This window comes from Microbacterium sp. Ag1, from assembly GCF_001005635.1.
Classification (GTDB): Bacteria; Actinomycetota; Actinomycetes; order Actinomycetales; family Microbacteriaceae; genus Microbacterium; species Microbacterium oxydans.
This window is the reverse complement of the sequence record NZ_LBCR01000034.1, coordinates 239,947-261,988: the sequence shown is the minus strand read 5'-3', so window position 1 is coordinate 261,988 and position 22,042 is coordinate 239,947. Positions and strand designations below refer to the sequence as shown.

The following is a 22,042-nucleotide window of genomic DNA, read 5'->3' as shown; positions in this document are numbered from 1 at the left end:
GAGTGCTCGACCTCATCGATGAACTGAGCCCCGTCCACGGTGCCTCCGCGGTCGCCCCTGAGTGGGAGGACCCGGCCCGTTACTGGCCGCGCCTGTCCGCGGCGACAGGACACCTCCCGGCACCGGTGGCGGTGATCGACCGCGAGGCGCTCCGCTACAACGCGATGGACCTTCTGGTGCGGGCCGGTGGACTCCCGATCCGCGTCGCCTCGAAGTCCGTGCGGGTGCGCTCCGTGCTCGACGCCGTGCTGAAGCTGCCGGGGTTCCGCGGCATCCTCGCCTTCACGCTCGAAGAGGCGCTCTGGCTCGCCGAGACCCACGACGACATCATGCTGGGCTACCCGACCGTGGACCGCGCGGGACTGGCGCGGCTCTTCGCCGACGAGCAGGCCGCGCGGCGTATCACGCTGATGGTCGACGACCTCGTGCACCTCGATCTGATCGACAGCGTCGCGGGTCCCCGGTCGCGCCCCGAGCTCCGCGTCGCCATCGACGTGGATGCCTCCTGGCGGTCCTCGATCCTCGGCCACATCGGAGTGCGCCGCTCTGCTCTGTTCAGCGCGGGCGAGGTCGCCGCCTTCGCCCGAAAGGTCGTCGCCCGCCCCGGGTTCCGCCTCGTCGGATTGCAGATGTACGACGCGCAGATCGCCGGTCAGGGCGACGACGCCGGTCCCGATGCGCCGCTCATCCGCATGGTGCAGGCGCGCTCGCGCAACGAGCTGCGTGAGCGTCGAGCCGAGATCGTCGCCGCAGTCGGGTCCGTGGCACCCCTGGAGATCCTCAACGGCGGGGGAACGGGATCGCTCGAGTTCACGGGCAGCGACGAGTCCCTCACCGAGGCGAGCGCGGGCAGCGGGCTGCTCGGCGGACACCTCTTCGACGGCTATCGGTCGTTCCGTCCCGCGCCCGCCTCCGCATTCGCGTTCGATGTGGTGCGCCGCCCCGCCGCCGACATCGCCACGGTGCTCGGAGGCGGGTGGATAGCCTCCGGCCCCGCTGTGGCTTCCCGGCAGCCGCGTGCTGTGTGGCCCGAGGGACTCCACACCCTCTCCCGCGAAGCCGCCGGCGAGGTGCAGACGCCGCTGCAGGGGCCGGCGGCCGCGTCGCTCGGCGTGGGAGACCGTGTCTGGTTCCGCCATGCCAAGAGCGGTGAGCCGGCAGAGCGCATCGAGAGCTATCACCTGATCTCGGGCGACGAGATCGTCGACGAGCTGCCGACATACCGCGGCGAGGGAAAGGCCTTCCTGTGACGAGAATCGGCGGCACCTGGCAGAACTGGGGTCGCTCGGCGTCCGTGCGTCCGGTGCGCGTGGAGCGGCCGCGCAGCCCGGAGGGCGTGCAGCGCGCGGTGATCGCCGCGGTCAAGCACGGACTGCCCGTGAAGGCGGTGGGCGCCGGTCACAGCTTCACCGGCATCGCCATCGCTCCTGGTGTGCTGCTCGAGCTCGACGACCTGCAGGGCCTCGTCTCCGCCGACGCCGAGACCGGCCGGGTGACTCTGCTCGCCGGAACGCGGCTGCACCGCATCCCCGGGCTCCTGGCGCCGTACGGGCTCGCGATGGAGAACCTCGGCGACATCGATCGCCAATCCATCGCCGGAGCGATCTCCACAGGCACCCACGGCACGGGAGCCGGATACGGCGGCCTCGCCACCCAGGTCGTCGGCGTCACGATGGTCACGGCCGCTGGCGAGTTCCTGCGGATCGACGAGGAGCACGAGAGCGAGCTCCTGCCTGCGGTGGCACTGGGACTCGGCGCCCTCGGCATCATCGTCGAGGTGACGCTGCAATGCGTGCCCGCGTTCGTGATGCACGCCATCGACGAGCCGGTCGCCCTGGACGACGTGCTCGCCACCCTCGACGAGCGCGTCGCCTCATCCGATCACTTCGAGTTCTACTGGTTCCCGCACACCGACGTCGCCCTGACGAAGCGCCAGGCGCGTCTCCCGGAAGCGACGGTCCGCAAGCCGCTCCCTGTGGTCGGGCGATGGATCGACGAGACGGTGCTCTCGAACGGCGTCTACCGCGTCGTGTGCGCAGCCGGCCAGGTCGTCCCGGCGATCACGCCGTCGTTCAGCCGGCTCGCGGTCAAGCTCACCGGCGATCGCGAGTACACCGAGCTGTCGCACCGCGTGCTCATCCAGAGCCGGACCGTGCGCTTCCGGGAGATGGAGTATGCGATCCCGGCCGAGAACGTCGTGGCGGCGTTCCAGGCAGTCAGGGCTCTCATCGACCGGCGCGGGTGGCGGATCGAGTTCCCGATCGAAGTGCGTTTCGCCGCAGCCGACGATCGCTGGCTCTCCACCGCTCACGGGCGCGACAGTGCGTACATCGCCGTGCATCGATACTGGCGAGCCGACCCCACGGAGTACTTCGGAGCGGTGGAGGAGATCATGCACGGGTTCGGCGGACGTCCGCACTGGGGCAAGCTCCACACGCTGACCGCGGAGACGCTCCGGGAGCGGTATCCGCGCTTCGACGACTTCATCGCCCTGCGCGACCGGCTCGACCCGGAACGTCGGTTCGGCAACCGCTATCTCGAACGGGTGCTCGGCAGCTGAACCGACGGCGGCGGACGCCGCGTACGCCCAGTCCACGTGCAGGCTGCGCGTCTAGGATGAGAGAAACACGAGGAAGGGTGGGCCTCTGATGGAATGGCTCGTGCCGGTACTGATCGTTGTCGGAGTGATCCTGCTCGTCGGCATCTATCTGTGGGCCACGTACAACTCGCTGGTGCAGCTGAATGTGCGTGTCGACGAGGCGTGGAGCGGCATCACCGTGCAGCTCAAGCGACGAGCCGACCTCATCCCCAACCTCATCGAGACGGTGAAGGGCTACGCCTCGCACGAGAAGGCGGTCTTCGAGAACGTCACCCGTGCGCGTGCCGAGACGCTGTCGGCGGGAGGGCCCGGAGAAGCCGGTATCGCCGAGGGGCACCTGCAGCAGGCTCTGCGCAGCCTGTTCGCGGTCGCTGAGGCGTATCCGCAGCTGCAGGCGAGCACCAACTTCCTCCAGGTGCAGCAGGCCCTGGTCGACACCGAGGACAAGATCCAGGCGGCGCGTCGGTTCTACAACGGCGGCGTGCGCGAGCTCAACACCAAGATCAAGGTCTTCCCCAACAACCTGTTCGCCAAGGGGCTGGGGTTCACCGAGCGCGAGTTCTTCGAGGTCGCCGACAGCAGCGCCATCTCGGAGCCTCCCCGCGTGCAGTTCTGACGCGTGCACTTCTGACGCACGGTTCGGCGACGGCGTTCGTCACCACGGTGAGAGCATGAGGTCGTCGGCGGTGAAGGACACGTCGCCGCGAAGCGTCCAGGAGTCCGTGCGATACGTCGTCGTCAGCCCGGCGCCGTCTGCGCCGGTCCCCGTCACGGTGACGACCAGCACCCCGCCGTCCGCGGTGAAGCCTGCCGGGGTGAGAGTGACGGCGGGAGCCTCCTCGACCCGGTAGCGGAACCCGTCGACATCACGGAACTCCGTTCCCCAGGGGATGCGCAGTCCGCAACCGTCCGGCGTCTCGGTCCCGGGGACGGTGCACGCTTCGACGATGTCGTCCACGTGGTCTTGGGCGACCGCCGTCGCCTCCGGGCGCAGCGTGGCATCGACCACGGTCGTGACCTCGACGGCAGGCATGACCGTCACAGCGCTCTCGCCTTCGAGCAGCGTCGCCGGCATCGCAGAGACCGTGTACAGCGCGGGGAGGAGAGCGACCGCTTCGCCCGTGGGGACAGCGGTGGTGCCGATCGCGACGGAAGCACCGATGGTCGAGTCGAGGGTCACCCTGCCGAGCCCCGAGGAGTCGACACGCCAGCGGCCGTCGACCATGTCGAGCGCGAGCACTGCGTCGTGGGCATCTCCATCGAGCTCGAACGACACCTCCACCGCCGCCGACGTGCTGCCGTTGCTGTGTCGCACGCGCGTGACCTCGGGGTCTCGCACCAGCGCGCTCGCGGCGTCGAAGGCGTCGAGTGCGGCCTCCGTGACCACGATCCCGGTGGCCCGCACGGTATCGGCATCGCCGGACTCCAGGGCTTGCAGGTACTCGAGTGCCGCTTCCTCCGGGGTGGTCGACCGCGCGGAGGATTGCCAGATCCACACCCCTGCGGCGAGGAGGACGACGACGACCGCGCCGCTGATCACCCAGCGCCGCCGCACTCTGCTCCTGCGGGACTCCTTGTTCATGCGGGACTCTCTCGGGGATGCAGATGGCGGCGCACGGCCGGACCTGTTCCCGTGCCCGCGGCCAGGGCGGTGTGAAGCGCCGCCGTGGCGTCACCCCAACCGGACACCGAGATGTGCTCCAGACCCTGCCAGGCGGCGGCGAGTGCGAGTTCCCGGGCGATCGGCTCCGCGTCGCCGGGACGCGCCTGCGGCTCCCACCACGCGGATTGCACCTGCAGAGTCGATGTGGTCCGATCGGCCTTGAGGTCCACCCGTGCGACGATGCGGTCGCCGACGAGCACAGGCAGGGAGTAGTAGCCGAATCGCCGCTTCTCGGCCGGCACGTAGATCTCGATGCGATAGTCGAGGTCGAATGCACGGAGGGCCCGGTCCCGGAACCACACCACCGGGTCGAACGGCGTCAGGATCGCCGCCGTATCCACTCTGCGCGGCAGCACCGCATCCTGATGCCGCCAGGCCGGGAGCGGGCGCCCGCCACGTTCCCAACCCCGCACCTTCACCGGGATCAGCTCACCCGAATCCACGAGCTGGGCGATCGAGCGGGCGACTGCGGCGCGGTCGCGAATGCGGTAGTAGTCGGCGAGATCCGACTGTGTGGCGACGCCACTCGATCGCGCCGCGCGCCGGCTCAGCTCGAGGATGGCCTCGGCGCGGGACACCTCCCGTGAGCGGATGGTGTCGGGAATGACATGCTCCGCCAGCGCGTACGTGCGCTCGAATCCGCGACGCCCGCTGATCGCGACGTCACCGGTGCGCCACAGGTGCTCGAGCGCGAGTTTCACATCGTCCCAGTCCCACCAGGTGCCGCGCTCCCGCGGTGCGTCTTCGCGGAGGTCGGCCGGTCGCAGCGGGCCGCGCGCACGCAGCTCGTCCGTCACCCACTGCACGGTGCGGGCGTTGCTGCTCATCCACGAGTCCTCCCCCGCCCAGCGCCGGCGGAAGTCGTCCATGCGGAAGCGCCACAACGGCCAGTCCTCGACAGGGATGAAAGTGGCCTCGTGGGCGAGGTACTCGACGTAGTGCGTCGTGCGGGAGAGGAAGATGCGGTCGAGCAGCGCGGGGTCGTACGCGCCGAGCCGTGAGAACAGCGGGAGGTAGTGCGATCGCGCGAACACGTTCACGGAGTCGATCTGCAGGACTCCGAGCCGGTCCATGACCCGGTGCACGTGCCGCCCCGCGACCGTCGCCGGTCGTGCTCGGGTGAATCCCTGAGCGGCCAGCGCGATGCGACGTGCCTGGGTCGAGCTGAGGGTGTCTGTCACCTCGCCAGGGTAGCGCCGCGCGCCGACATCGCTCCGCGCTCGGAAAGATGCGTTCGAGGGCATACGGCATGACCTTAGACTTGGGCGATGAGCGACGACCAGCGACCCCGGCTGCGTGATCTCTTCCGTCCACGCCCGGTCTCCACCGACCGCACCGTGACGACCGAGGCCGACGAGACCGTGCCCCTGCCGTTGCGGATCACCGCGAGCTACGCCTGGCGGCTGCTGATCATCGCCGCTGCGATCGGCGTCTTCATCTGGCTCGTGATGCTGCTCAAGCTCCTGGTCATCCCCCTCATGGTCGGCATCCTCATCACGGCGCTGCTGTGGCCCGCGTTCTCGTGGATGCTGCGACGCGGCCTCCCGCGATGGCTGGCGATCGCCATCTCGCTCATCGGGACGGCCGCCATCGTCACCGGGCTGATGTGGCTCGTCGTCTGGCAGGTGCGCGCCCAGCTTCCCGACGTGCAGGAGCGGTCGACCGAGGCGTTCGATCAGTTCCAGGTGTGGCTGCACGACGGGCCGCTGAATCTCTCGGACACCCAGATCGCCGACTACCTCCAGCAGGGTCTCGACCTCATCAGCGAACAGGCACAGGTGCTCTGGACGGGCGCACTCGCGATCGGCACGACCGTCGGTCACGTCGCCACGGGCGCCCTGCTCGCACTCTTCATCCTCATCTGCCTGCTGGCCGATGGAGCCGGGATCTGGCGCTGGACCCTCAAGATCTTCCCGCGTCGCGCCCGTCCGGCCGTCGACGGCGCCGCCCGCAACGGTTGGACGACGATCGTCAACTACGCGCGCACGCAGCTTTTCGTGGCCACCATCGATGCGATCGGCATCGGCCTCGGCGCCTTCCTGCTGCAGGTTCCGCTCGCGCTCCCTGTGGCGGTGCTCGTGTTCCTGGGCTCCTTCATCCCGATCGTCGGTGCCGTGGTGACCGGCGCGGTCGCCGTCTTCCTCGCCCTCGTCTACAACGGGCCGTGGATCGCTCTGTGGATGCTCGTCGTGGTGCTGGCGGTCCAGCAGATCGAGGGACACATCCTGCAGCCGATCATGATGGGTTCCGCGGTCAAGGTACACCCGCTCGCCGTCGTGCTCGTCGTGGCCGGAGGAGCGATGATCGCCGGAATCCCCGGCGCCCTGTTCGCGGTCCCGTTGGCGGCGTTCGTCAACGTCGCCGCCGTGACCATCAGCTCGGGTTCCTGGCGCACCGGCGTCGGACCGAGCGGGGATCTGATCTGGAGCACAGTTCCGCGCGAGCGGAGACGGAGGAATCGATGAGCGCAGTCCCCAGCCTGACCGAGTTCGAGCACGCCGCTCAGAGTCTGGCTGAGGTGATCTCGCACACGCCATCGCTGCCGTCGCGGGCCCTCTCCGACATCCTCGGGGCACCCGTCCTGCTCAAGATGGAGAATCTCCAGCGCACGGGCTCCTTCAAGATCCGCGGGGCGGCCTACCGGCTGTCCAAGCTGAGCGCCGAGGAGCGCGCCAGGGGAGTGGTCGCGGCCTCCGCCGGCAACCATGCCCAGGGGGTTGCCCTCGCCGCCCAAGCGCTCGGGATCCCCGCGACGATCTTCATGCCTCTGGGTGTGCCGGTGCCGAAGCTGCTCGCCACTCGCGGCTACGGAGCGGAAGTGGTGCTGGAGGGGGAGACGGTGGCGACATCGCTGCGTCTCGCCGCCGAGTTCTCCGAGCGCACCGGCGCGGTGCTGATCCACCCGTTCGATCACCGCGACGTCGTGATCGGGCAGGGCACGCTCGGGCTCGAGCTCCTGGAGGATGCGCCCGAGGTCGACACCGTCGTGCTCGGCATCGGCGGTGGAGGTCTCATCGCCGGGGTCGCCGCAGCTGTCAAGGCCCGTGCCGCCGAGCTCGGACGCTCGGTCAGGATCATCGGCGTGCAGGCGGAGAACGCCGCCGCCGTGCCGCCATCGCTCGAGGCGGGAGAGCCCGTCGACATCGTGACGAGGCCGACCATCGCCGACGGCATCCTGGTCGCGCGCCCCGGTGCGATCCCGTTCGACATCATCAAGGACCTCGTCGACGAGGTGGTCACGGTCTCGGACGATGATCTGGCGCGAGCCATCCTCATCCTCCTCGAGCAGGCGAAGGTCGTGGTCGAGCCCGCGGGCGCCGCGGGCGTCGCAGCCATCCTCGCCGGCAAGGTCACCGCGACGGGGACCACCATGGCCGTGCTGTCAGGTGGGAACATCGACCCGCTCCTGCTGCAGCGGGTCGTCTCGCACGGACTCGCCGCGTCCGGTCGATACCTCACGATCCGCATCCCGCTGCCCGACCGGCCCGGCCAGCTCGCCCGCGTGTCCGAGCTGATCGCGGAGGCCGGAGCGAACGTGATCGAGGCCATGCACACGCGTCACGGGCACGGGCTGCAGATCAGCGAGGTGATCCTCGAACTCAGCGTCGAGACCCGCGGTCCCGAGCACTCCGAGCACACGCTCGACACTCTGCGTCTGGCCGGCTTCGAGCCGATCCTCGTCCCGGATTGAGCACGACCGATCGCGCATACGGAAGCGCCCCCTCGTCCGAGCGGAGGAGGGGGCGCTTCCGTATGGCGTCTCAGCCGGTGTAGGTCTCGACGTTCACGATCTCGACGCTGATGTCGCGACCGTTGGGAGCCTCGTAGGACGACTTCTCGCCGACCTTGAGGCCGAGGATGGCCTGGCCGAGGGGGCTGGCCTCGCTGTACACGTCGAGGTCGCTGCCTGCGGCGATCTCGCGGCTGCCGAGGAGGAAGACCTCTTCGCCGCCGGCGACGAGGGCCGTGACGACGGTTCCGGGCTCGACGATCCCGCGGCTGGCGGGAGCCTCGCCCACCTTGGCGGTCTTCAGCAGACCCTCCAGAGTGCGGATGCGGGCCTCCTGCTTGCCCTGCTCGTCCTTCGCGGCGTGGTACCCGCCGTTCTCCTTGAGGTCGCCCTCTTCGCGGGCCGCCTCGATGCGCTTGGCGATCTCGTCGCGGCCGACAGTGGACAGGTGCTCCAGCTCGGCGACGAGCCGGTCGTACGCTTCCTGCGTGAGGAAGGGAACCTGAGCATCGGTGGACATGACGAAGCTCCTTCTTTCGGGATCCCTCCGGCATGCTGCGGGGGATATGCCAAGACGCCCCGGCACGGTGCCGGGGCGTCGTCTGTCTGGCACGAGTCTAGGCGACCCAGCAGGCGTTCACCAAACCTGTCGTGGCTTCCGCGACGGTCGGGATGGTGACCGAACGCGCCTGCGAGTGGCTGTCTCCTGCTTCGATCTCGACGATCTTCCAGCCGACGACGCCGAACTCCTCGTCCAGCGCTTCGACGGCGCACACGACGTTCTTGCCCTGCACTCCGGTGACCTGGAAGGTGATGTTCACCGAGTGCTCGTCGACGAGTTCGAAGCCCAGATCGTCGGCGTCGACGGACGCCATCGACTGAGCGACGGTCATCCAGCCGAACGCGCCGAGCAGGATCACGGCGACCGCGCCGCCGACGATCCAGGGCGTGCGCCGCCGTCGGGTTCGGCCATAGCGTTCGTCGAGGTCTCGTGCGGTCGTCACAGGGGAGTCTTCCGGTCGTTAGGCTGGTGTTACCAGGTTATGCGACCTGCGTACGAAAGGCCGATTCATGTTCTCTCTGTCCGAGACCCCGATGCCGACGCCGAGCATGACCGTCGATCCGGTTTCGGTCACCCCGGGGTTCGTGGGCTTCGCCGCGATCGTCGTGGTCGTGATCGCGGTCATCCTCTTGATCTGGGACATGAACCGTCGCATCCGCCGTGTCCGCTACCGCGAAGAGGTGCGCGACGAGCTGGATGCCGAAGAGGCGGCGCGTCACGCCGACGGCACGGCCGCCCCCGGTGCGGAGCCGTCGACCTCGGACCGGCCCGACGCTCCCGAAGACGACTCGCCCACGCGCTGACCGTGCGTCACGGCGCACCCAGCGAGGGAGAAAGCGGCGCCAGCGCGATCAGCAGGCACGCCGTCCAGTGGCACAGGAACGCGAGAACCGTGCACACGTGGAAGATCTCGTGGAACCCGAAATGGCCCGACCAGGGGTTCGGCTTCTTGAGCGCGTAGACGATCGCGCCGCCCGTGTAGAGCAGACCGCCGACGATCACCAGCACCATCATCGCGACGTTCGCGTTCATCAGATCGACGATGTACATCACGGCGGCCCAGCCCAGCAGCAGGTAGAGAGCCACGTAGAGCCAACGCGGCGCATTGATCCAGAAGACGCGGAAGAGGATGCCGACGAGGGTGCCGCCCCAGACCAGGCAGAGCAGCAGGATGCCCTTCTGCGGTGGCAGCGCCAGCACGGCCAGAGGCGTATAGGTACCGGCGATGAGCAGCAGGATGTTGGCGTGGTCGATGCGCTTGAGCATCACCTTCACCTTCGGACTCCAGTCGATGCGGTGGTAGAGCGCGGAGTTGCCGAAGAGCAGCAGCGACGTGAGCATGAACACAGCGGAGGCCCACTTCGCCGCGGCTCCCTCGGCCACGACGATCAGGACGATTCCGGCGACCACGGCGACCGGGAAGGTGCCGGCGTGGATCCACCCTCGCCAGGTCGGTTTCACGTCGGTGGCCGCATCCGCGGCGGCTGCGTCCAGAAGGGGCAGCTGAGGGACGTCGGGACCGGAGTGCTCGGGAGTGCTCACGTGCTCACTCTAGGCGGCCCCGCATACCGCTCACGGCACATATATCCAGCGTTCCCACACGGTGCGGACGGCCGCGGCACGGTAGCGTAGGTGGGTGATTCCACGCGAGAGCCCGGTACGCGGGCCGCTGTACCGGCTCTACACGAGTCGGCTGCGTCGTCACCTCGATCCGGCTCGTGTGCCGCACCACGTCGCGATGATGATCGACGGCAATCGCCGGTGGGCCCGTCAGCTCGGGCTGGACACGCCCGCGGAGGGACACCGGGCGGGTGCGGCGAAGATGCGCGAGTTCTTGGAGTGGTGCGACGAGCTCGGTGTGCGGGTCGTCTCGCTCTACCTCCTCTCGAGCGACAATCTGAGGAAGCGGGATTCCGCGGAGCTCGCCGACCTCATCGAGATCATCGCGGAGCTGGCGGAGGCGCTGTCCCTGGAGGGGAACTGGCGGGTGAAGCACGTCGGCCGCTCCGACATCCTCCCCGCCGAGCTCGCGCGAGTGCTCTCTGACGCGGAGCAGCGCACGAAGGATCACACCGGGCTGCACGTGAACCTCGCGGTCGGGTACGGCGGGCGCAACGAGATCGTCGATGCGGTACGGAGCATCATCGCGAAGCACGAGGCGTCAGGCGGCACGCTCGAAGACCTCGCAGCCCACCTCACGCCCGAGATGATCGGCGAGCACCTGTACACCGGGGGACAGCCCGACCCCGATCTCGTGATCCGCACCAGTGGAGAGCAGCGGCTGAGCGATTTCCTCCTCTGGCAGAGTGCGCACAGCGAGTTCTACTTCGTGGAGGCGCTGGGGCCGGACCTCCGTCAGGTCGACTTCCTGCGTGCGATCCGGGACTATGCCGATCGGGACAGGCGCTTCGGGCGCTGACGCGGCGACGGGTCCGAGCGGAGCCGTGCCACAATGACGCAGTGAGCACTTTCCAGGACTATGTCGACTCCTTCAACAACGAGTCCGGCTACTTGAACTGGGCCGCCTTCGGGCCGCTGTCGCCGTCCGTCCGGGAAGAGGTCTTCGCCGATGCCGACCTGCTGGCAAGCGGGCGGCCCTCCTCACTCGCTCTCGTCGGAGAGCGCATCGGCCAGGCACAGGAACTCGTCGCCGAGCTGCTGAGCGCCGATGCGGCCGACGTCACGCTGCAGCCGTCTTCGACGCACGGGCTCATGCACGCGCTGTTCGGTCTCACCGGGGGAGTGATCGCGAGCACCGCCGAGTTCCCGAGCGTGAGCCTGACGGTGGAGCGCGCGTCGACGGCATCGCAGTGCGCCGTCACGCCGCGCTGGATCACGCCCGGTGACGGCCGCGTGACCCCTGATGCGGTGACCGATGCCCTCGACGACGATGTCGTCGCACTCGCTGTGAGCCACGTCGACTTCCGCACCGGCTTCCGCACCGATCTCGCCGCTCTCCGCGAGGCGATCGGTCCCGATCGGCTGCTCATCGTCGATGCCGTCCAGTCGTTCGGGGTGATCGATACCGACTACTCTGCGGCGGACGTGGTGGTGGGGCACGGCTACAAGTGGTTGCGCGCCGGCCGCGGCAGTGCGTTCGGGTGGTTCTCCCCGCGCGCACGGGAGCGCATCGCCCCGGTGCTGTCCGGGATCACCGGTACGACGTCTCCCGGTCTGTTCGTCGACGAGCTGCCGGCACCCGCTCCGTCCGCGCGCGCCTTCACCGTCAGCCAGCCGGACACGCTTGCGGCAGGGCGACTCGCGATCGGGGTGCGGGATGTCCGCGACGCCGGTGTCGCCGCCGTCGAGGCACGGTTGGCCGAGAACGTCGACACCGTGATCGAGATCGCCGACCGTCACGGCATCGAGGTGAGCTCCCCGCGTGAGCGCCATCAGCGTGCCGGCATCGTGTCTCTCGCTCCGGCGGAACCCGGGCGCCTGGCCGCCGCGCTCGCGAACGCCGGGATCGTCGTGACGGCGCGGGGTGCGGCGGTGCGCATCGCTCCCCACGCAGGTACGGATGCCGCGAGCTTCGAGCTCCTCGACGACACCCTGCGTGCGTTCGGCAACGAGACGTTCATCAGCGCGTAACGAATCGCTGGCGTGTCGAGTTCGGGTTAATCGTCCGCACAGTCGTACGTTCTAGGCATCGGGCAAGGCGCCCGGTCGGGTCGGCCTCAGGTTGACGACTCGTGACCCCCTGGTCGACCCGTTCGAACTACCGGGATTCCCCGGGTCGGGAGTGGGTCGTGACCACACGTACAGCGCAGCAGGCCACCAGCACCGCGCAGCAGTCCACCCGTAAGACGACGAGACGAGCATCCTCCGCCGATCCGGATCAGGATCTGCGCACGTATGTCCTCGACACGTCCGTGCTGCTGAGCGATCCGCAGGCGTTCTTCCGGTTCGCCGAGCACTCGGTCGTCCTCCCCGTCGTCGTGATCACGGAGCTCGAGGGCAAACGCCACGATCCGGAGATCGGCTACTTCGCGCGACAGGCCCTTCGCCACCTCGACGATCTGCGCATCGAGCACGGGCGTCTCGACTTCCCCGTCGAGGTGGGCGAGGGCGGGACCCTCCGGGTCGAACTCGCGAACACCGACTCCTCGGTGCTTCCCGCGGGCATCCGCCTCAGCGACAACGACACCCGGATCCTCTCCGTCGCCATGCATCTCGCACAGGACGGCCAGGACGTCACGATCGTGTCGAAGGACCTGCCGATGCGCGTCAAGGCCGCCTCTCTCGGTCTGCGCGCCGAGGAGTACCTCGCCGAGCAGGCGGTGGACTCGGGGTGGACCGGGATCTCGACGCTCGACCTCTCCGGTGATGACATCAGCGACCTGTACGAGAGCGAGGTCGGCATCAGCGAGCAGGCTCGGGGGCTCCCGGTGAACACCGGCCTGATCATCCACTCCGAGCGCGGGTCGGCGCTCGGTCGCGTCACGGGAGACGGCGAGTACCGGCTCGTGCGCGGCGACCGGGACATCTTCGGCATGCACGGCCGCTCCGCGGAGCAGCGCATAGCGATCGATCTGCTCCTCGACCAAGAGGTGGGCATCGTCTCGCTCGGCGGGCGTGCGGGCACCGGCAAGTCGGCGCTCGCGCTGTGCGCAGGACTCGAAGCGGTGCTCGAGCGGCAGCAGCAGAAGAAGATCATCGTGTTCCGGCCCCTGTTCGCGGTCGGTGGGCAGGAGCTCGGCTACCTCCCGGGCGACCAGGGCGAGAAGATGGGGCCCTGGGGTCAGGCGGTGTTCGACACGCTGGGTTCGGTGGTGTCGGGCAACGTCATCGAGGAGGTCGTCGAGCGCGGACTGCTCGAGGTGCTCCCGCTCACCCACATTCGCGGAAGGTCCCTGCACGACGCGTTCGTGATCGTCGACGAGGCCCAGTCGCTCGAGCGGAACGTGCTCCTGACGGTGCTGAGCCGCATGGGACAGAACTCGCGCGTCATCCTCACCCATGACGTCGGTCAGCGTGACAACCTCCGCGTGGGTCGTCATGACGGCATCGCCAGCGTGATCGAGACGCTGAAGGGACATGATCTCTTCGGACACGTGACCCTGACGCGGTCGGAGCGTTCGGCCATCGCAGCCCTCGTCACCGAGCTCCTGGAGGGTGGAGAGCTCAGCTGACGACGGAAACAGCGGATGCCGCGAGGGCTCGGTCCTCGCGGCATCCGCTTCTTGGTCTCGGTGCAGCCCCCGATCGCATAAACCCCGTCCGCGTGCATGAACCCCGTCCGCTTGCATGATGATTCGCCGTTCCTGGTCATGCGATCGTCGGATGGTCATGCGGGTGAGAGGGGGGGCAGGTCAGTCGGACTGCACAGCGGCCTGTTCTGCGCTCGTGTTCACCGATCGCGTGAAGGTGGGCCGGCCGAGCGGGCGTGGGCCCCCAGAATCGAACGATGATCGACGTCAATATGCTCCTCGGACGCTTGGGAGGGGTCGCACGCGGCACCCGGCTTCAGGGCTTCGGATGCTCACGCTCACGCCTGGGAGCGGAGTGCAGGGCCGGTCGTATCGTCCGAGTGCGTTCTGGTGTGTTCGCATCTCGAGGAGCCGCGACCGAGGTGGTCACAGCAGCGGCCCACGGGGGAGCCCTCACTTGCGGGAGCGCCTTGAGGATTCGAGAGGTGTGGACGCTGGAGGTTCCCGCTGAGGTGCATGTCTGGATGGGGCTCGGCGGGCGACGGCATCATCCGAAGCAGTGCGGCTGCGTCGCCCACTTCACCCGCGGACGCATGGATGTCGGCATCGCGCCGATCGAGGTCGCGCTGACACACGCATACGCCTGTTACGGGGAGGAGTTCTTCTTCGCCGCGTACGAGTCGGCCTGGAACAAGCGGATGCTGACTGCTGCGGCGCGTGCGCACGTCCGCTCCGCCCTTCCTGCGACGGCGCGCTGGCTCGTCGACCTCGCACGTCCGGACGCGGAGAGCGGCTTGGAATCCCTGGTGCGGCTGCGGCTCCATCTGATCGGAGTGGCTGTGCGCACCCAGGTGACCGTCGGCGGGGTCGGGCGGGTCGACTTCGTGATCGAGGGCCGCGTCATCCTCGAGGCCGACGGTCGCGACAACCACGAGGATGCTGCGAAACGGCATCGCGATCTCATGCGAGACGCAGTCGCATCCGACCTCGGCTTCGAGACACTCCGTTTCGACTACTCGATGATCGTGTACTCGTGGGACGTGGTCGCAGCAGCGATTCTGGCTGCGCTCGCTCGGGCTCGTGCGTGAACTGGTGCACCTGCATGAGGCGATGCCGGATGCAGGTGCCGTCCCGCCGAACGCTCATGCAATCGTCGGCTGGTCATGCGTCTGCGCTGAGAACCCGAGACGCGGCGCCCGGAGACAGAGGATGCCGCGAGGATCGAGTCCTCGCGGCATCCGCTTCATCGTGGGCGGGTCAGCCCGCGTGCGTCATCGACAGCAGGTCGAGCTTCTCGTCCAGCTGCTCGAGGGTGAGCTCGCCGCGCTCGACGTAGCCGAGGTCGATCACGGCGTCGCGCACCGTGATGCCCTTGGCGACCGAGTGCTTGGCGATCTTCGCCGCCGCCTCGTAGCCGATCAGCTTGTTCAGCGGCGTCACGATCGACGGGCTCATGCCCGCGAAGGCCGCCGCCCGCTCGACGTTCGCCTGCAGACCGTCGATCGTCTTGTCGGCGAGCACGCGCGAGGCGTTCGACAGCAGGCGGATCGACTCGAGCACCGCGGTGCCCATGACCGGGATGGCGACGTTCAGCTCGAACGAACCGGATGCGCCGGCCCACGCGACGGTGGCGTCGTTGCCGATCACGCGCGCGCACACCATGAGCACGGCCTCGGGCACGACGGGGTTGACTTTGCCCGGCATGATCGAGGATCCGGGCTGCAGGTCGGGGATGTGCAGCTCGCCGAGGCCCGTGTTGGGGCCCGAGCCCATCCAGCGCAGGTCGTTGTTGATCTTGGTCAGCGACACCGCGATGGTGCGGAGAGCACCGGAGGCCTCGACCAGACCGTCGCGGTTCGCCTGTGCCTCGAAGTGGTCCTTGGCTTCGGTGATGGGCAGCTCGGTCTCGGCCGCGAGCAGCGCGATGACCTTCTGCGGGAAGCCCAGCGGCGTGTTGATGCCCGTGCCGACGGCGGTGCCGCCCAGGGGGACCTCGGCCACGCGGGGGAGAGCCGACTGCACGCGCTCGATGCCCAGACGGATCTGACGCGCGTAGCCGCCGAACTCCTGTCCAAGGGTGACGGGCGTCGCGTCCATGAGGTGCGTGCGGCCGGACTTGACCGCGTCCTTCCACAGCTCCGCCTTCGCCTCGAGAGCGACGGCGAGGTGGTCGAGTGCGGGGATGAGCGTGTCGATGAGTGCCTGGGTGACCGCGATGTGCACCGAGGTCGGGAACACGTCGTTCGACGACTGCGAGGCGTTGACGTGGTCGTTGGGGTGCACGGTCGAACCGAGGATGCGCGTGGCGAGCGTTGCCAGCACCTCGTTCATGTTCATGTTCGACGAGGTGCCGGAGCCGGTCTGGTAGGTGTCGACCGGGAACTCACCGTCGTGCGCGCCGGAAGCGACCTGGTCGGCGGCCTGGGCGATGGCGTCGGCGATGGCGCCGTCGAGGGTGCCGAGCTCCTTGTTGGCGAGTGCGGCGGCCTTCTTGATGCGAGCGAGGGCGGCGATCTGCGTCGACTCCAGCCCCTTGCCCGAGATCGGGAAGTTCTCCACGGCGCGCTGCGTCTGAGCGCCGTAGAGCGCATTCACGGGCACCCGCACCTCGCCCATGGTGTCGTGCTCGATGCGGTAGTCCTGCTCGGTCATTCCGAACCCTCCTTGGTTGCGGGGTCGATCCCCTGGATGTCGTCGTCGGTGTCGATGCCGACCGTGATCACGGGCACGGCGGTGCCCTCGGCCAGACGGTAGTTGGCGCCGACGATGCCGAGGCGACCAGCCGCGACGGCATCGCTGATGATCTCGGACGACTGCAGCAGATCGTTCACCGTGTTGCGCAGGTGCTCGATGCCGACCAGTTCCGAGTCGATCTCGGCGACGGTGGTGCCCCCGCTCGCCGCCAGCACCTTGCGCGCGGCCGGCACGATCGGGGCGATCAGCTTCCAGATGTGCGGCGGCAGGGGAGCGGCATCGATCGCCGTGCCGTCGATGGCGGCGCGCACCGCACCGCACGAGTCATGCGCCAGCACCACGATCAGAGGAACCTCGAGAACGGCGACGGCGTATTCCAGGCTCGCGACGATCGATTCTCCGATGACCTGCCCGGCGTTGCGCACCACGAACAGGTCGCCGAGCCCGAGGTCGAAGATGATCTCGGCGGCCAGGCGGGAGTCGGAGCATCCGAAGAGCGTGGCGACCGGGTGCTGCGCCGCGGTCAAGTCCTTGCGGCGAGCGACGTCCTGATTAGGGTGGCGAGGCTCGTCCTGCACGAAACGGCGGTTGCCGTCCTGCATCTGCGTCCAGGCGGCGGCGGGGGTGAGGGGGTGGGTCATGGGGTCTCCGAGATGGTGCGGATCTGCGGGATGAGGCTCTCGGCGAGTTCGGCCGTGGAATCGGCCGACCGTGAGCCGTAGAGCAGGATGTAGTCGGCGCCGGCCTGCGTGCCGATGGCGTAGGTGACGTTGGCGTTCGACTCCGCGCTACCCGGCTTGTAGACGTCCCAGTCGAGCCCGCCGATGCGCACCGTGTCGGTCGGCGCGATGCCGTTCAAGCGCTGCGGAGCCCAGGACGAATCCGCGTCGAAGGCCTGGTCCACCTTGATGAACCCGCGCTCCTTGTCCGACTTGGGGGCGAGCGTGACCTCCCAGACGACGGTCGCGCCACCCTGCATCTCGGCCCCGTTCGCGCGCCAGAAGTCGCCGAGTTCCGGGATGAGGACGGGGCGGTCCATCGAGGACTCCACCCCCTCGGCCACCGCGGCGACGTCGAGGGGCTTCTGCTCGACGGGTGCGCCGCGGGGAACCGCGAAGATGATGACGGCGACCACGGCGAGTGTCACGAGAAGCGCTGCGACCAGGTTCCGCACCGTCTGGCTCGATCGGTACGCCTTGCTCGACGCCGCCTTCCTGGCGGCGGTCTCGTCGGGTGTCTCCGGACGGCCGAGCTCGGCGATGATGGGGGGCTGCTTGCTCATGACTCTCCGGCGTCGTCGGCATCGGAAGCCGCGGCACGAGCAGCGTCAAGACGCCGCTTCGCTCCCAACAGCCACTCCTCGCAGCGTGCGGCCAGCGCCTCTCCGCGCTCCCACAGCGCGAGCGAATGCTCGAGTGTCGGGGAGCCTTGCTCGAGCTCTGCGACCACCTTGACGAGTTCGTCACGGGCCGCCTCGAACGACAGCGTGTCCACGGGGGTGTCGTTCAGGGCGCTCACTCCTCCATCTTACGTCGATCGATGCCGACGCTCTGCTCAGTCCCCTTCGGGGATCTCGCCCTCGGAGCGGGCTGCCAGCGATCCACGATCCAGCGTGATCGTGAGGCCGCTCCCGGCGGGAGCGTCGGTGGCATCGCGGAGGATCACACCACCGTCGAGGTGGGCGATCGCGTAGCCGCGAGCCAGGGTCGCCGCGGGGGAGAGGGCTCGCAGGGATGCGCGGAGTTCTCCCGTGCGGCGCCCGGCGTCGTCGAGCTGTCGGTTCACGGCGTCCCGTCCACGCCCGAGCAGCAGCCACGTCTCCTGGGCGCGGGCATCGATGATCGGTGCGGGCGAGCGCAGCACCGGTCGCGAGCGCAGCTGCTCCAGCTGGGCGATGTCGTGCGTGAGGCGCTGGGTGAGCCGTGAGGTCGCTCGCGACCGCAGCTGCGCGATGAGGGCTCGCTGCTCTCCCACGTCGGGCACGACGCGCTTCGCGGCATCGGTCGGCGTCGAGGCGCGGAGATCGGCGACGTCATCGAGAAGCGGGTGGTCGTTCTCGTGCCCGATCGCGCTCACCACGGGCGTCGATGCCGCGGCGACCGCACGCACGAGTCTCTCGTCGCTGAAGCCCAACAGCGTCTGCGGGTCGCCGCCGCCGCGGGCGATGATGATCACGTCGACCTCGGGATCAGCGTCGAGCCGAGCGAGCGCGGCGAGGGTGTCCGGGACACAGCGGTCCCCCTGCACGGCGGCGTACTCGGTGCGGAAGCGCACCTGCGGCCAGCGCAGCTCGGCGTTGCGATGCACATCCTTCTCGGCGTCCGAGCGCTCGCCCGTGATGAGGCCGATCACGTGCGGGAGGAAGGGGAGGCGCTTCTTGCGCGAAGGATCGAAGAGCCCCTCCTGCCGCAGCTGCACGCGGAGCTTCTCGAGGCGTTCCAGCTGATCGCCGAGCCCGACGTGCTTCATCGCGGAGACAGCGAAGCTGAAGTCGCCCGCCTTGACGAAGTAGTCGGCCTTGACCGCGGCGACCACATGGTCGCCGACGCCGATGTCGGACGGGATGCGCGCACGCACGCTCGACCACACGCGGATGGAGATCTGCGCGTCGGACCTGGTGTCCTTCAGGCGCGCGAACACGTTGCCGGCTCGCACGTTCCACGAGGTGATCTCGCCTTCGACCCAGACCGTGTTCCACCGCGCGATGAAGTCGCGGATCGTCGCGTTGAGGCGGGTGACGGAGGTGGGGGCGCCTGCGGTGGAATCGCGGGGTGCGACCGAGTCGGCCGGCGGCGTCTCGCCCTGGCCCGTCGTCGCTTCGAAGACTGTCATCCGCTCCCGTTCCCTGCCCTCGAACCTCCCCGGCCGTGCACAGGTGCGCGACGGTAGAATTCAAGGGTGACTTCGACTGCCGTTCATCTCCCCGTGCCCCGCCTCCCACGAGTGCGTGCGGCGGCCGGGCGGCTTCAGGATAACCCGGTGGCCGGACACAAGCGTGTTCTGCTCGCCGCCCCGCGCGGTTACTGTGCGGGTGTCGACCGCGCGGTCGTCGCGGTGGAGAAGGCTCTCGAACGCTACGGCGCCCCCGTCTACGTGCGCAAGCAGATCGTGCACAACATCCACGTCGTCACCGAGCTCGAGGAGAAGGGCGCGATCTTCGTCGAAGAGGTCGACGAGGTCCCCGAGGGTGCGCACATCGTCTTCAGCGCCCATGGTGTCTCACCCGCGGTCGTGAACGCGGCCTCCGATCGGGGACTCCACGCGATCGATGCCACCTGTCCTCTGGTCACCAAGGTGCACCGCGAGGCCGTGCGCTTCGCGCGCGACGACTTCGAGATCCTGCTCATCGGTCACGACGGGCACGAAGAGGTGGAGGGCACGGCCGGAGAGGCGCCGGACCACGTGACCGTCGTGAACTCTCCCGAAGAAGCCGACACCGTCGTGGTGAAGGATCCGAACAAGGTCGTCTGGCTGTCGCAGACCACGCTGTCGGTGGACGAGACGATGGAGACGGTCAACCGGTTGCGCACGCGATTCCCCGAACTGCAGAATCCGCCGTCGGACGACATCTGCTACGCCACGCAGAACCGTCAGGTCGCGATCAAGAAGGTCGCCGCCGGGGCAGACCTCGTGATCGTGGTCGGCTCGTCGAACTCGTCCAACAGCGTGCGTCTGGTCGAGGTCGCCCTCGAGTACGGAGCGAAGGCCGCTTACCGCGTCGACTATGCCGAGGAGATCCAGCAGGAGTGGCTCGACGGCGTCGAGACGGTCGGTGTGACCAGCGGCGCATCCGTGCCCGAGGTTCTGGTCCGCGAGGTGCTCGATGCGATCGGCGACGCCGGCTACCGCGATGTCGAAGAGGTGAAGACCGCTGAGGAGGATCTGATGTTCTCCCTGCCCAAGGAACTGCGTCAGGACGCTGCAGGTCAGCGGGACGCCCGGGCTCTCGGCGGTCGTGCATCCGGAGGAGGCGCGTAGCGTTGAGCGCCGCGGAGGCGGAGCCAACCCTCATCGGGTCGGTGCAACGCGCGCTGCGACTGGTCGACATCGTCGCGAACTCCCCCCGCCCGCTTCCGCCGAAGATGCTCGCGGCGATCACCGGACTGACGCCAGGGACGACCTACAACCTGGTGCGCACGCTCGTGCATGAGGGGTATCTGTCGTCGGAGCCGGACGGCGTGGTGCTCGGCAGTCGGTTTCCGTCGTTCCAGCAGCAGATCGGCTCCAGGGGCGTCTTCCTCGCTCGAGTGCGCGCGGCGCTGCGCGAGGTGACCGAGGAGGTGGGAGCCACGGCCTACCTCTCGCGCTTCGACGACGGGGAGATGCATCTGGTCGACATCGTCGACGCGGTCCGGAACCCTCGGATCGAGCTCTGGGTGGGGCTGCAGTCCAGCGCCCACGCGACTGCGCTAGGCAAGCAGATCCTCGCCGACCTCTCGGAGGAGGATCGCCTCGACTACCTGTCCCGCCATCGGCTGCCCGAGCTCACCCCGCGCACGATCACCGATCGCAGGACATTGCTCACACAGCTGGAGCGCTCGCCGGGGTGGGCTGTCGACCACGAGGAGTACGCCATCGGTGCGACCTGCCTCGCTGTGCCCGTCATCGCCCCTGGCGTCACCGCGTCGCTCGCGATCTCGCTGAACGCCGAGCGCGATGTGGTCGACAGGGAGCTGGTGTCGAAGCTGCAGGTCGCCGCGAGGCGCCTCTCGCTGCAACTCGGCGCGGATGCTCTGGACAGCGGGTCATCCGACGAGGATTTCACTATCTGAAGTCAGACCCCTGGCGCGGCGGCATGCGTTTTCCTACTATGGGGGGAGTAGCGGCATACAAGAGCGCTACCGACCGCCTCGAGCGTCCCCAGCGCTGGCGGTCGACCTGGATGAGAAGCGTCCCCAGCGCTTCACGTCCGCGGCCCCGAGAAGTCCCCACTTCTCCGGGGCCGCTATCGTTTTCGGCACGCAGTTGCTGGGAGGCGGCATGAGGGTGTGCCGTTAGCATGGCGAGATGAGCGATCAGCGGCCCCAGTACGGAGAACTCGCGACCCCGGAGGAGCAGCGACGGGCCGCGGGTCTGCCTCCGATCGATGAGTCTGTGATCGCTCCAGCCGCTGCAGCGTCACCACCGCCGGCCGTGCCGGCAGCGGTCGCGGCGTCGAGCCCCTCGGGCGGTTCCCCCGCGAAGCGGGCGCATCCGCTCGATCGTTTCGCCACGATCGCCATGCTGGCGTACGGACTGATCAACGTCGTCGTCACCGGGCTGTCGTACCTGGACCTGCCGAGCGTCATGAACCAGACGATGAAGATCATCGGCATCGAAGGCGAGTTCACGAACTTCGCGTCCGCGAGGACCTGGGGCACGATCGCCGCGATCCTGCTCGCCGTCGGGTGGTCGGTCACCGCCGCGCTCTCGATCCGTCGCCTCCGCCGTGGACGTGTGACGTGGTGGGTTCCGATCGTCGGGGCCATCGTGACCATGGGTGTGGTGTCGGTCTGCATCGCCGTGCCGATGATGGGCGATCCGGCGTTCATCGCGCACCTCGAGCAGATGACGCGTCCCTGAGGACGTTCCGTGAGGTCTGCGCGGGCGCAATTCCCACGGAGAACGAGAAGGGGCCCGGCAGGATGCCGGGCCCCTTCTGTGT

The 22,042-nt window shown here is 68.6% G+C and carries 23 protein-coding genes; 13 read left to right on the top strand and 10 right to left on the bottom strand.

Annotation, left to right across the window (positions count from 1 at the left end):
• Nucleotides 1-2 precede the first annotated feature (2 nt).
• The 3 genes from AAY78_RS17945 (at nt 3) to AAY78_RS17935 (ending at nt 3,215) form a co-directional block, all read left to right on the top strand.
• The gene (locus tag AAY78_RS17945) at nt 3-1,250 is read left to right on the top strand and encodes an alanine racemase (protein WP_046749634.1); all 1,248 of its coding nucleotides are present in this window, start codon (nt 3-5) and stop codon (nt 1,248-1,250) included.
• Nucleotides 1,247-2,560 carry a D-arabinono-1,4-lactone oxidase gene (locus tag AAY78_RS17940; protein ID WP_046749633.1) on the top strand — a complete coding sequence of 438 codons (1,314 nt, stop codon included), beginning with the start codon at nt 1,247-1,249 and terminating at the stop codon, nt 2,558-2,560. Before AAY78_RS17945 ends, AAY78_RS17940 begins: the two co-directional genes overlap by 4 nt.
• An 88-nt stretch (nt 2,561-2,648) precedes the next feature.
• A complete protein-coding gene (locus tag AAY78_RS17935) occupies nt 2,649-3,215 on the top strand; it encodes a LemA family protein (RefSeq protein WP_046749632.1) in 567 nt (188 codons plus the stop codon).
• Between the two features lie 39 nt (nt 3,216-3,254).
• Here AAY78_RS17935 and AAY78_RS17930 read toward each other — a convergent pair whose 3' ends face one another.
• Nucleotides 3,255-4,181: a hypothetical protein gene (locus tag AAY78_RS17930; RefSeq protein WP_127012410.1), complete on the bottom strand. Its 927-nt coding sequence runs from the start codon at nt 4,179-4,181 to the stop codon at nt 3,255-3,257.
• Nucleotides 4,178-5,443: a winged helix-turn-helix domain-containing protein gene (locus tag AAY78_RS17925; RefSeq protein ID WP_046749630.1), complete on the bottom strand. Its 1,266-nt coding sequence runs from the start codon at nt 5,441-5,443 to the stop codon at nt 4,178-4,180. The genes AAY78_RS17930 and AAY78_RS17925 overlap by 4 nt, the downstream gene beginning before the upstream one ends.
• Nucleotides 5,444-5,530: 87 nt before the next feature.
• Here AAY78_RS17925 and AAY78_RS17920 point away from each other — a divergent pair, with 87 nt between their 5' ends.
• On the top strand, nt 5,531-6,727 hold the full coding sequence (locus AAY78_RS17920) for an AI-2E family transporter (RefSeq protein WP_046749629.1): 1,197 nt from the start codon (nt 5,531-5,533) through the stop codon (nt 6,725-6,727).
• Nucleotides 6,724-7,953 (top strand): threonine ammonia-lyase, encoded by a 1,230-nt coding sequence (gene ilvA, locus AAY78_RS17915; protein WP_046749628.1) that lies wholly within the window; start codon nt 6,724-6,726, stop codon nt 7,951-7,953. Before AAY78_RS17920 ends, ilvA begins: the two co-directional genes overlap by 4 nt.
• Before the next feature lie 70 nt (nt 7,954-8,023).
• Here the strand turns inward: ilvA and greA are convergent, their stop codons facing one another.
• Both greA and AAY78_RS17905 read right to left on the bottom strand, forming a co-directional pair.
• Complete coding sequence (gene greA / locus AAY78_RS17910; protein ID WP_045262727.1) at nt 8,024-8,512, bottom strand: transcription elongation factor GreA; 489 nt, start codon at nt 8,510-8,512, stop codon at nt 8,024-8,026.
• A gap of 97 nt (nt 8,513-8,609) precedes the next feature.
• Nucleotides 8,610-8,996, bottom strand: coding sequence for a DUF4307 domain-containing protein (locus AAY78_RS17905; RefSeq protein WP_046749627.1), 387 nt, complete (start codon nt 8,994-8,996; stop codon nt 8,610-8,612).
• 67 nt (nt 8,997-9,063) lie between these two features.
• Between AAY78_RS17905 and AAY78_RS17900 the strand changes: the two genes are divergently transcribed.
• Complete coding sequence (locus AAY78_RS17900; RefSeq protein WP_046749626.1) at nt 9,064-9,357, top strand: hypothetical protein; 294 nt, start codon at nt 9,064-9,066, stop codon at nt 9,355-9,357.
• A gap of 7 nt (nt 9,358-9,364) precedes the next feature.
• Here AAY78_RS17900 and trhA read toward each other — a convergent pair whose 3' ends face one another.
• Nucleotides 9,365-10,096 carry a PAQR family membrane homeostasis protein TrhA gene (gene trhA, locus AAY78_RS17895; RefSeq protein WP_046749625.1) on the bottom strand — a complete coding sequence of 244 codons (732 nt, stop codon included), beginning with the start codon at nt 10,094-10,096 and terminating at the stop codon, nt 9,365-9,367.
• 97 nt (nt 10,097-10,193) lie between these two features.
• Here trhA and AAY78_RS17890 point away from each other — a divergent pair, with 97 nt between their 5' ends.
• The 4 genes from AAY78_RS17890 to AAY78_RS17875 all read left to right on the top strand — a co-directional run bounded on the left by AAY78_RS17890 (nt 10,194) and on the right by AAY78_RS17875 (nt 14,792).
• On the top strand, nt 10,194-10,973 hold the full coding sequence (locus AAY78_RS17890) for an isoprenyl transferase (RefSeq protein ID WP_046749846.1): 780 nt from the start codon (nt 10,194-10,196) through the stop codon (nt 10,971-10,973).
• A gap of 41 nt (nt 10,974-11,014) precedes the next feature.
• Nucleotides 11,015-12,145: an aminotransferase class V-fold PLP-dependent enzyme gene (locus AAY78_RS17885; protein WP_046749624.1), complete on the top strand. Its 1,131-nt coding sequence runs from the start codon at nt 11,015-11,017 to the stop codon at nt 12,143-12,145.
• 158 nt (nt 12,146-12,303) lie between these two features.
• Nucleotides 12,304-13,686, top strand: a complete 1,383-nt coding sequence (locus AAY78_RS17880; protein ID WP_046749845.1) for a PhoH family protein — start codon at nt 12,304-12,306, stop codon at nt 13,684-13,686.
• A 503-nt stretch (nt 13,687-14,189) separates the two neighbouring features.
• The gene (locus AAY78_RS17875; RefSeq protein WP_052748833.1) at nt 14,190-14,792 is read left to right on the top strand and encodes an endonuclease domain-containing protein; all 603 of its coding nucleotides are present in this window, start codon (nt 14,190-14,192) and stop codon (nt 14,790-14,792) included.
• 169 nt (nt 14,793-14,961) lie between these two features.
• Here the strand turns inward: AAY78_RS17875 and AAY78_RS17870 are convergent, their stop codons facing one another.
• From AAY78_RS17870 to xseA, 5 genes are read right to left on the bottom strand one after another with little or no spacing between them, the layout of a single operon-like run.
• Nucleotides 14,962-16,356, bottom strand: coding sequence for a class II fumarate hydratase (locus AAY78_RS17870; RefSeq protein ID WP_046749623.1), 1,395 nt, complete (start codon nt 16,354-16,356; stop codon nt 14,962-14,964).
• Nucleotides 16,353-17,039 carry a carbonic anhydrase gene (locus tag AAY78_RS17865; protein WP_046749622.1) on the bottom strand — a complete coding sequence of 229 codons (687 nt, stop codon included), beginning with the start codon at nt 17,037-17,039 and terminating at the stop codon, nt 16,353-16,355. Before AAY78_RS17865 ends, AAY78_RS17870 begins: the two co-directional genes overlap by 4 nt.
• Nucleotides 17,036-17,680 (bottom strand): DUF4245 family protein, encoded by a 645-nt coding sequence (locus tag AAY78_RS17860; protein WP_046749621.1) that lies wholly within the window; start codon nt 17,678-17,680, stop codon nt 17,036-17,038. Before AAY78_RS17860 ends, AAY78_RS17865 begins: the two co-directional genes overlap by 4 nt.
• The gene (locus AAY78_RS17855; RefSeq protein WP_046749620.1) at nt 17,677-17,916 is read right to left on the bottom strand and encodes an exodeoxyribonuclease VII small subunit; all 240 of its coding nucleotides are present in this window, start codon (nt 17,914-17,916) and stop codon (nt 17,677-17,679) included. Before AAY78_RS17855 ends, AAY78_RS17860 begins: the two co-directional genes overlap by 4 nt.
• 36 nt (nt 17,917-17,952) lie before the next feature.
• Nucleotides 17,953-19,230, bottom strand: coding sequence for an exodeoxyribonuclease VII large subunit (gene xseA, locus AAY78_RS17850; RefSeq protein ID WP_046749619.1), 1,278 nt, complete (start codon nt 19,228-19,230; stop codon nt 17,953-17,955).
• Between the two features lie 93 nt (nt 19,231-19,323).
• On the opposite strand from xseA, the gene AAY78_RS17845 reads away from it, so the two are divergent.
• From AAY78_RS17845 to AAY78_RS17835, 3 genes are all read left to right on the top strand, one after another.
• On the top strand, nt 19,324-20,376 hold the full coding sequence (locus tag AAY78_RS17845) for a 4-hydroxy-3-methylbut-2-enyl diphosphate reductase (RefSeq protein WP_374168981.1): 1,053 nt from the start codon (nt 19,324-19,326) through the stop codon (nt 20,374-20,376).
• Between the two features lie 2 nt (nt 20,377-20,378).
• Nucleotides 20,379-21,170: an IclR family transcriptional regulator gene (locus AAY78_RS17840; RefSeq protein ID WP_046749617.1), complete on the top strand. Its 792-nt coding sequence runs from the start codon at nt 20,379-20,381 to the stop codon at nt 21,168-21,170.
• 235 nt (nt 21,171-21,405) lie between these two features.
• Nucleotides 21,406-21,960, top strand: coding sequence for a DUF6264 family protein (locus tag AAY78_RS17835; RefSeq protein WP_046749616.1), 555 nt, complete (start codon nt 21,406-21,408; stop codon nt 21,958-21,960).
• The last annotated feature ends 82 nt before the right edge of the window (nt 21,961-22,042 follow it).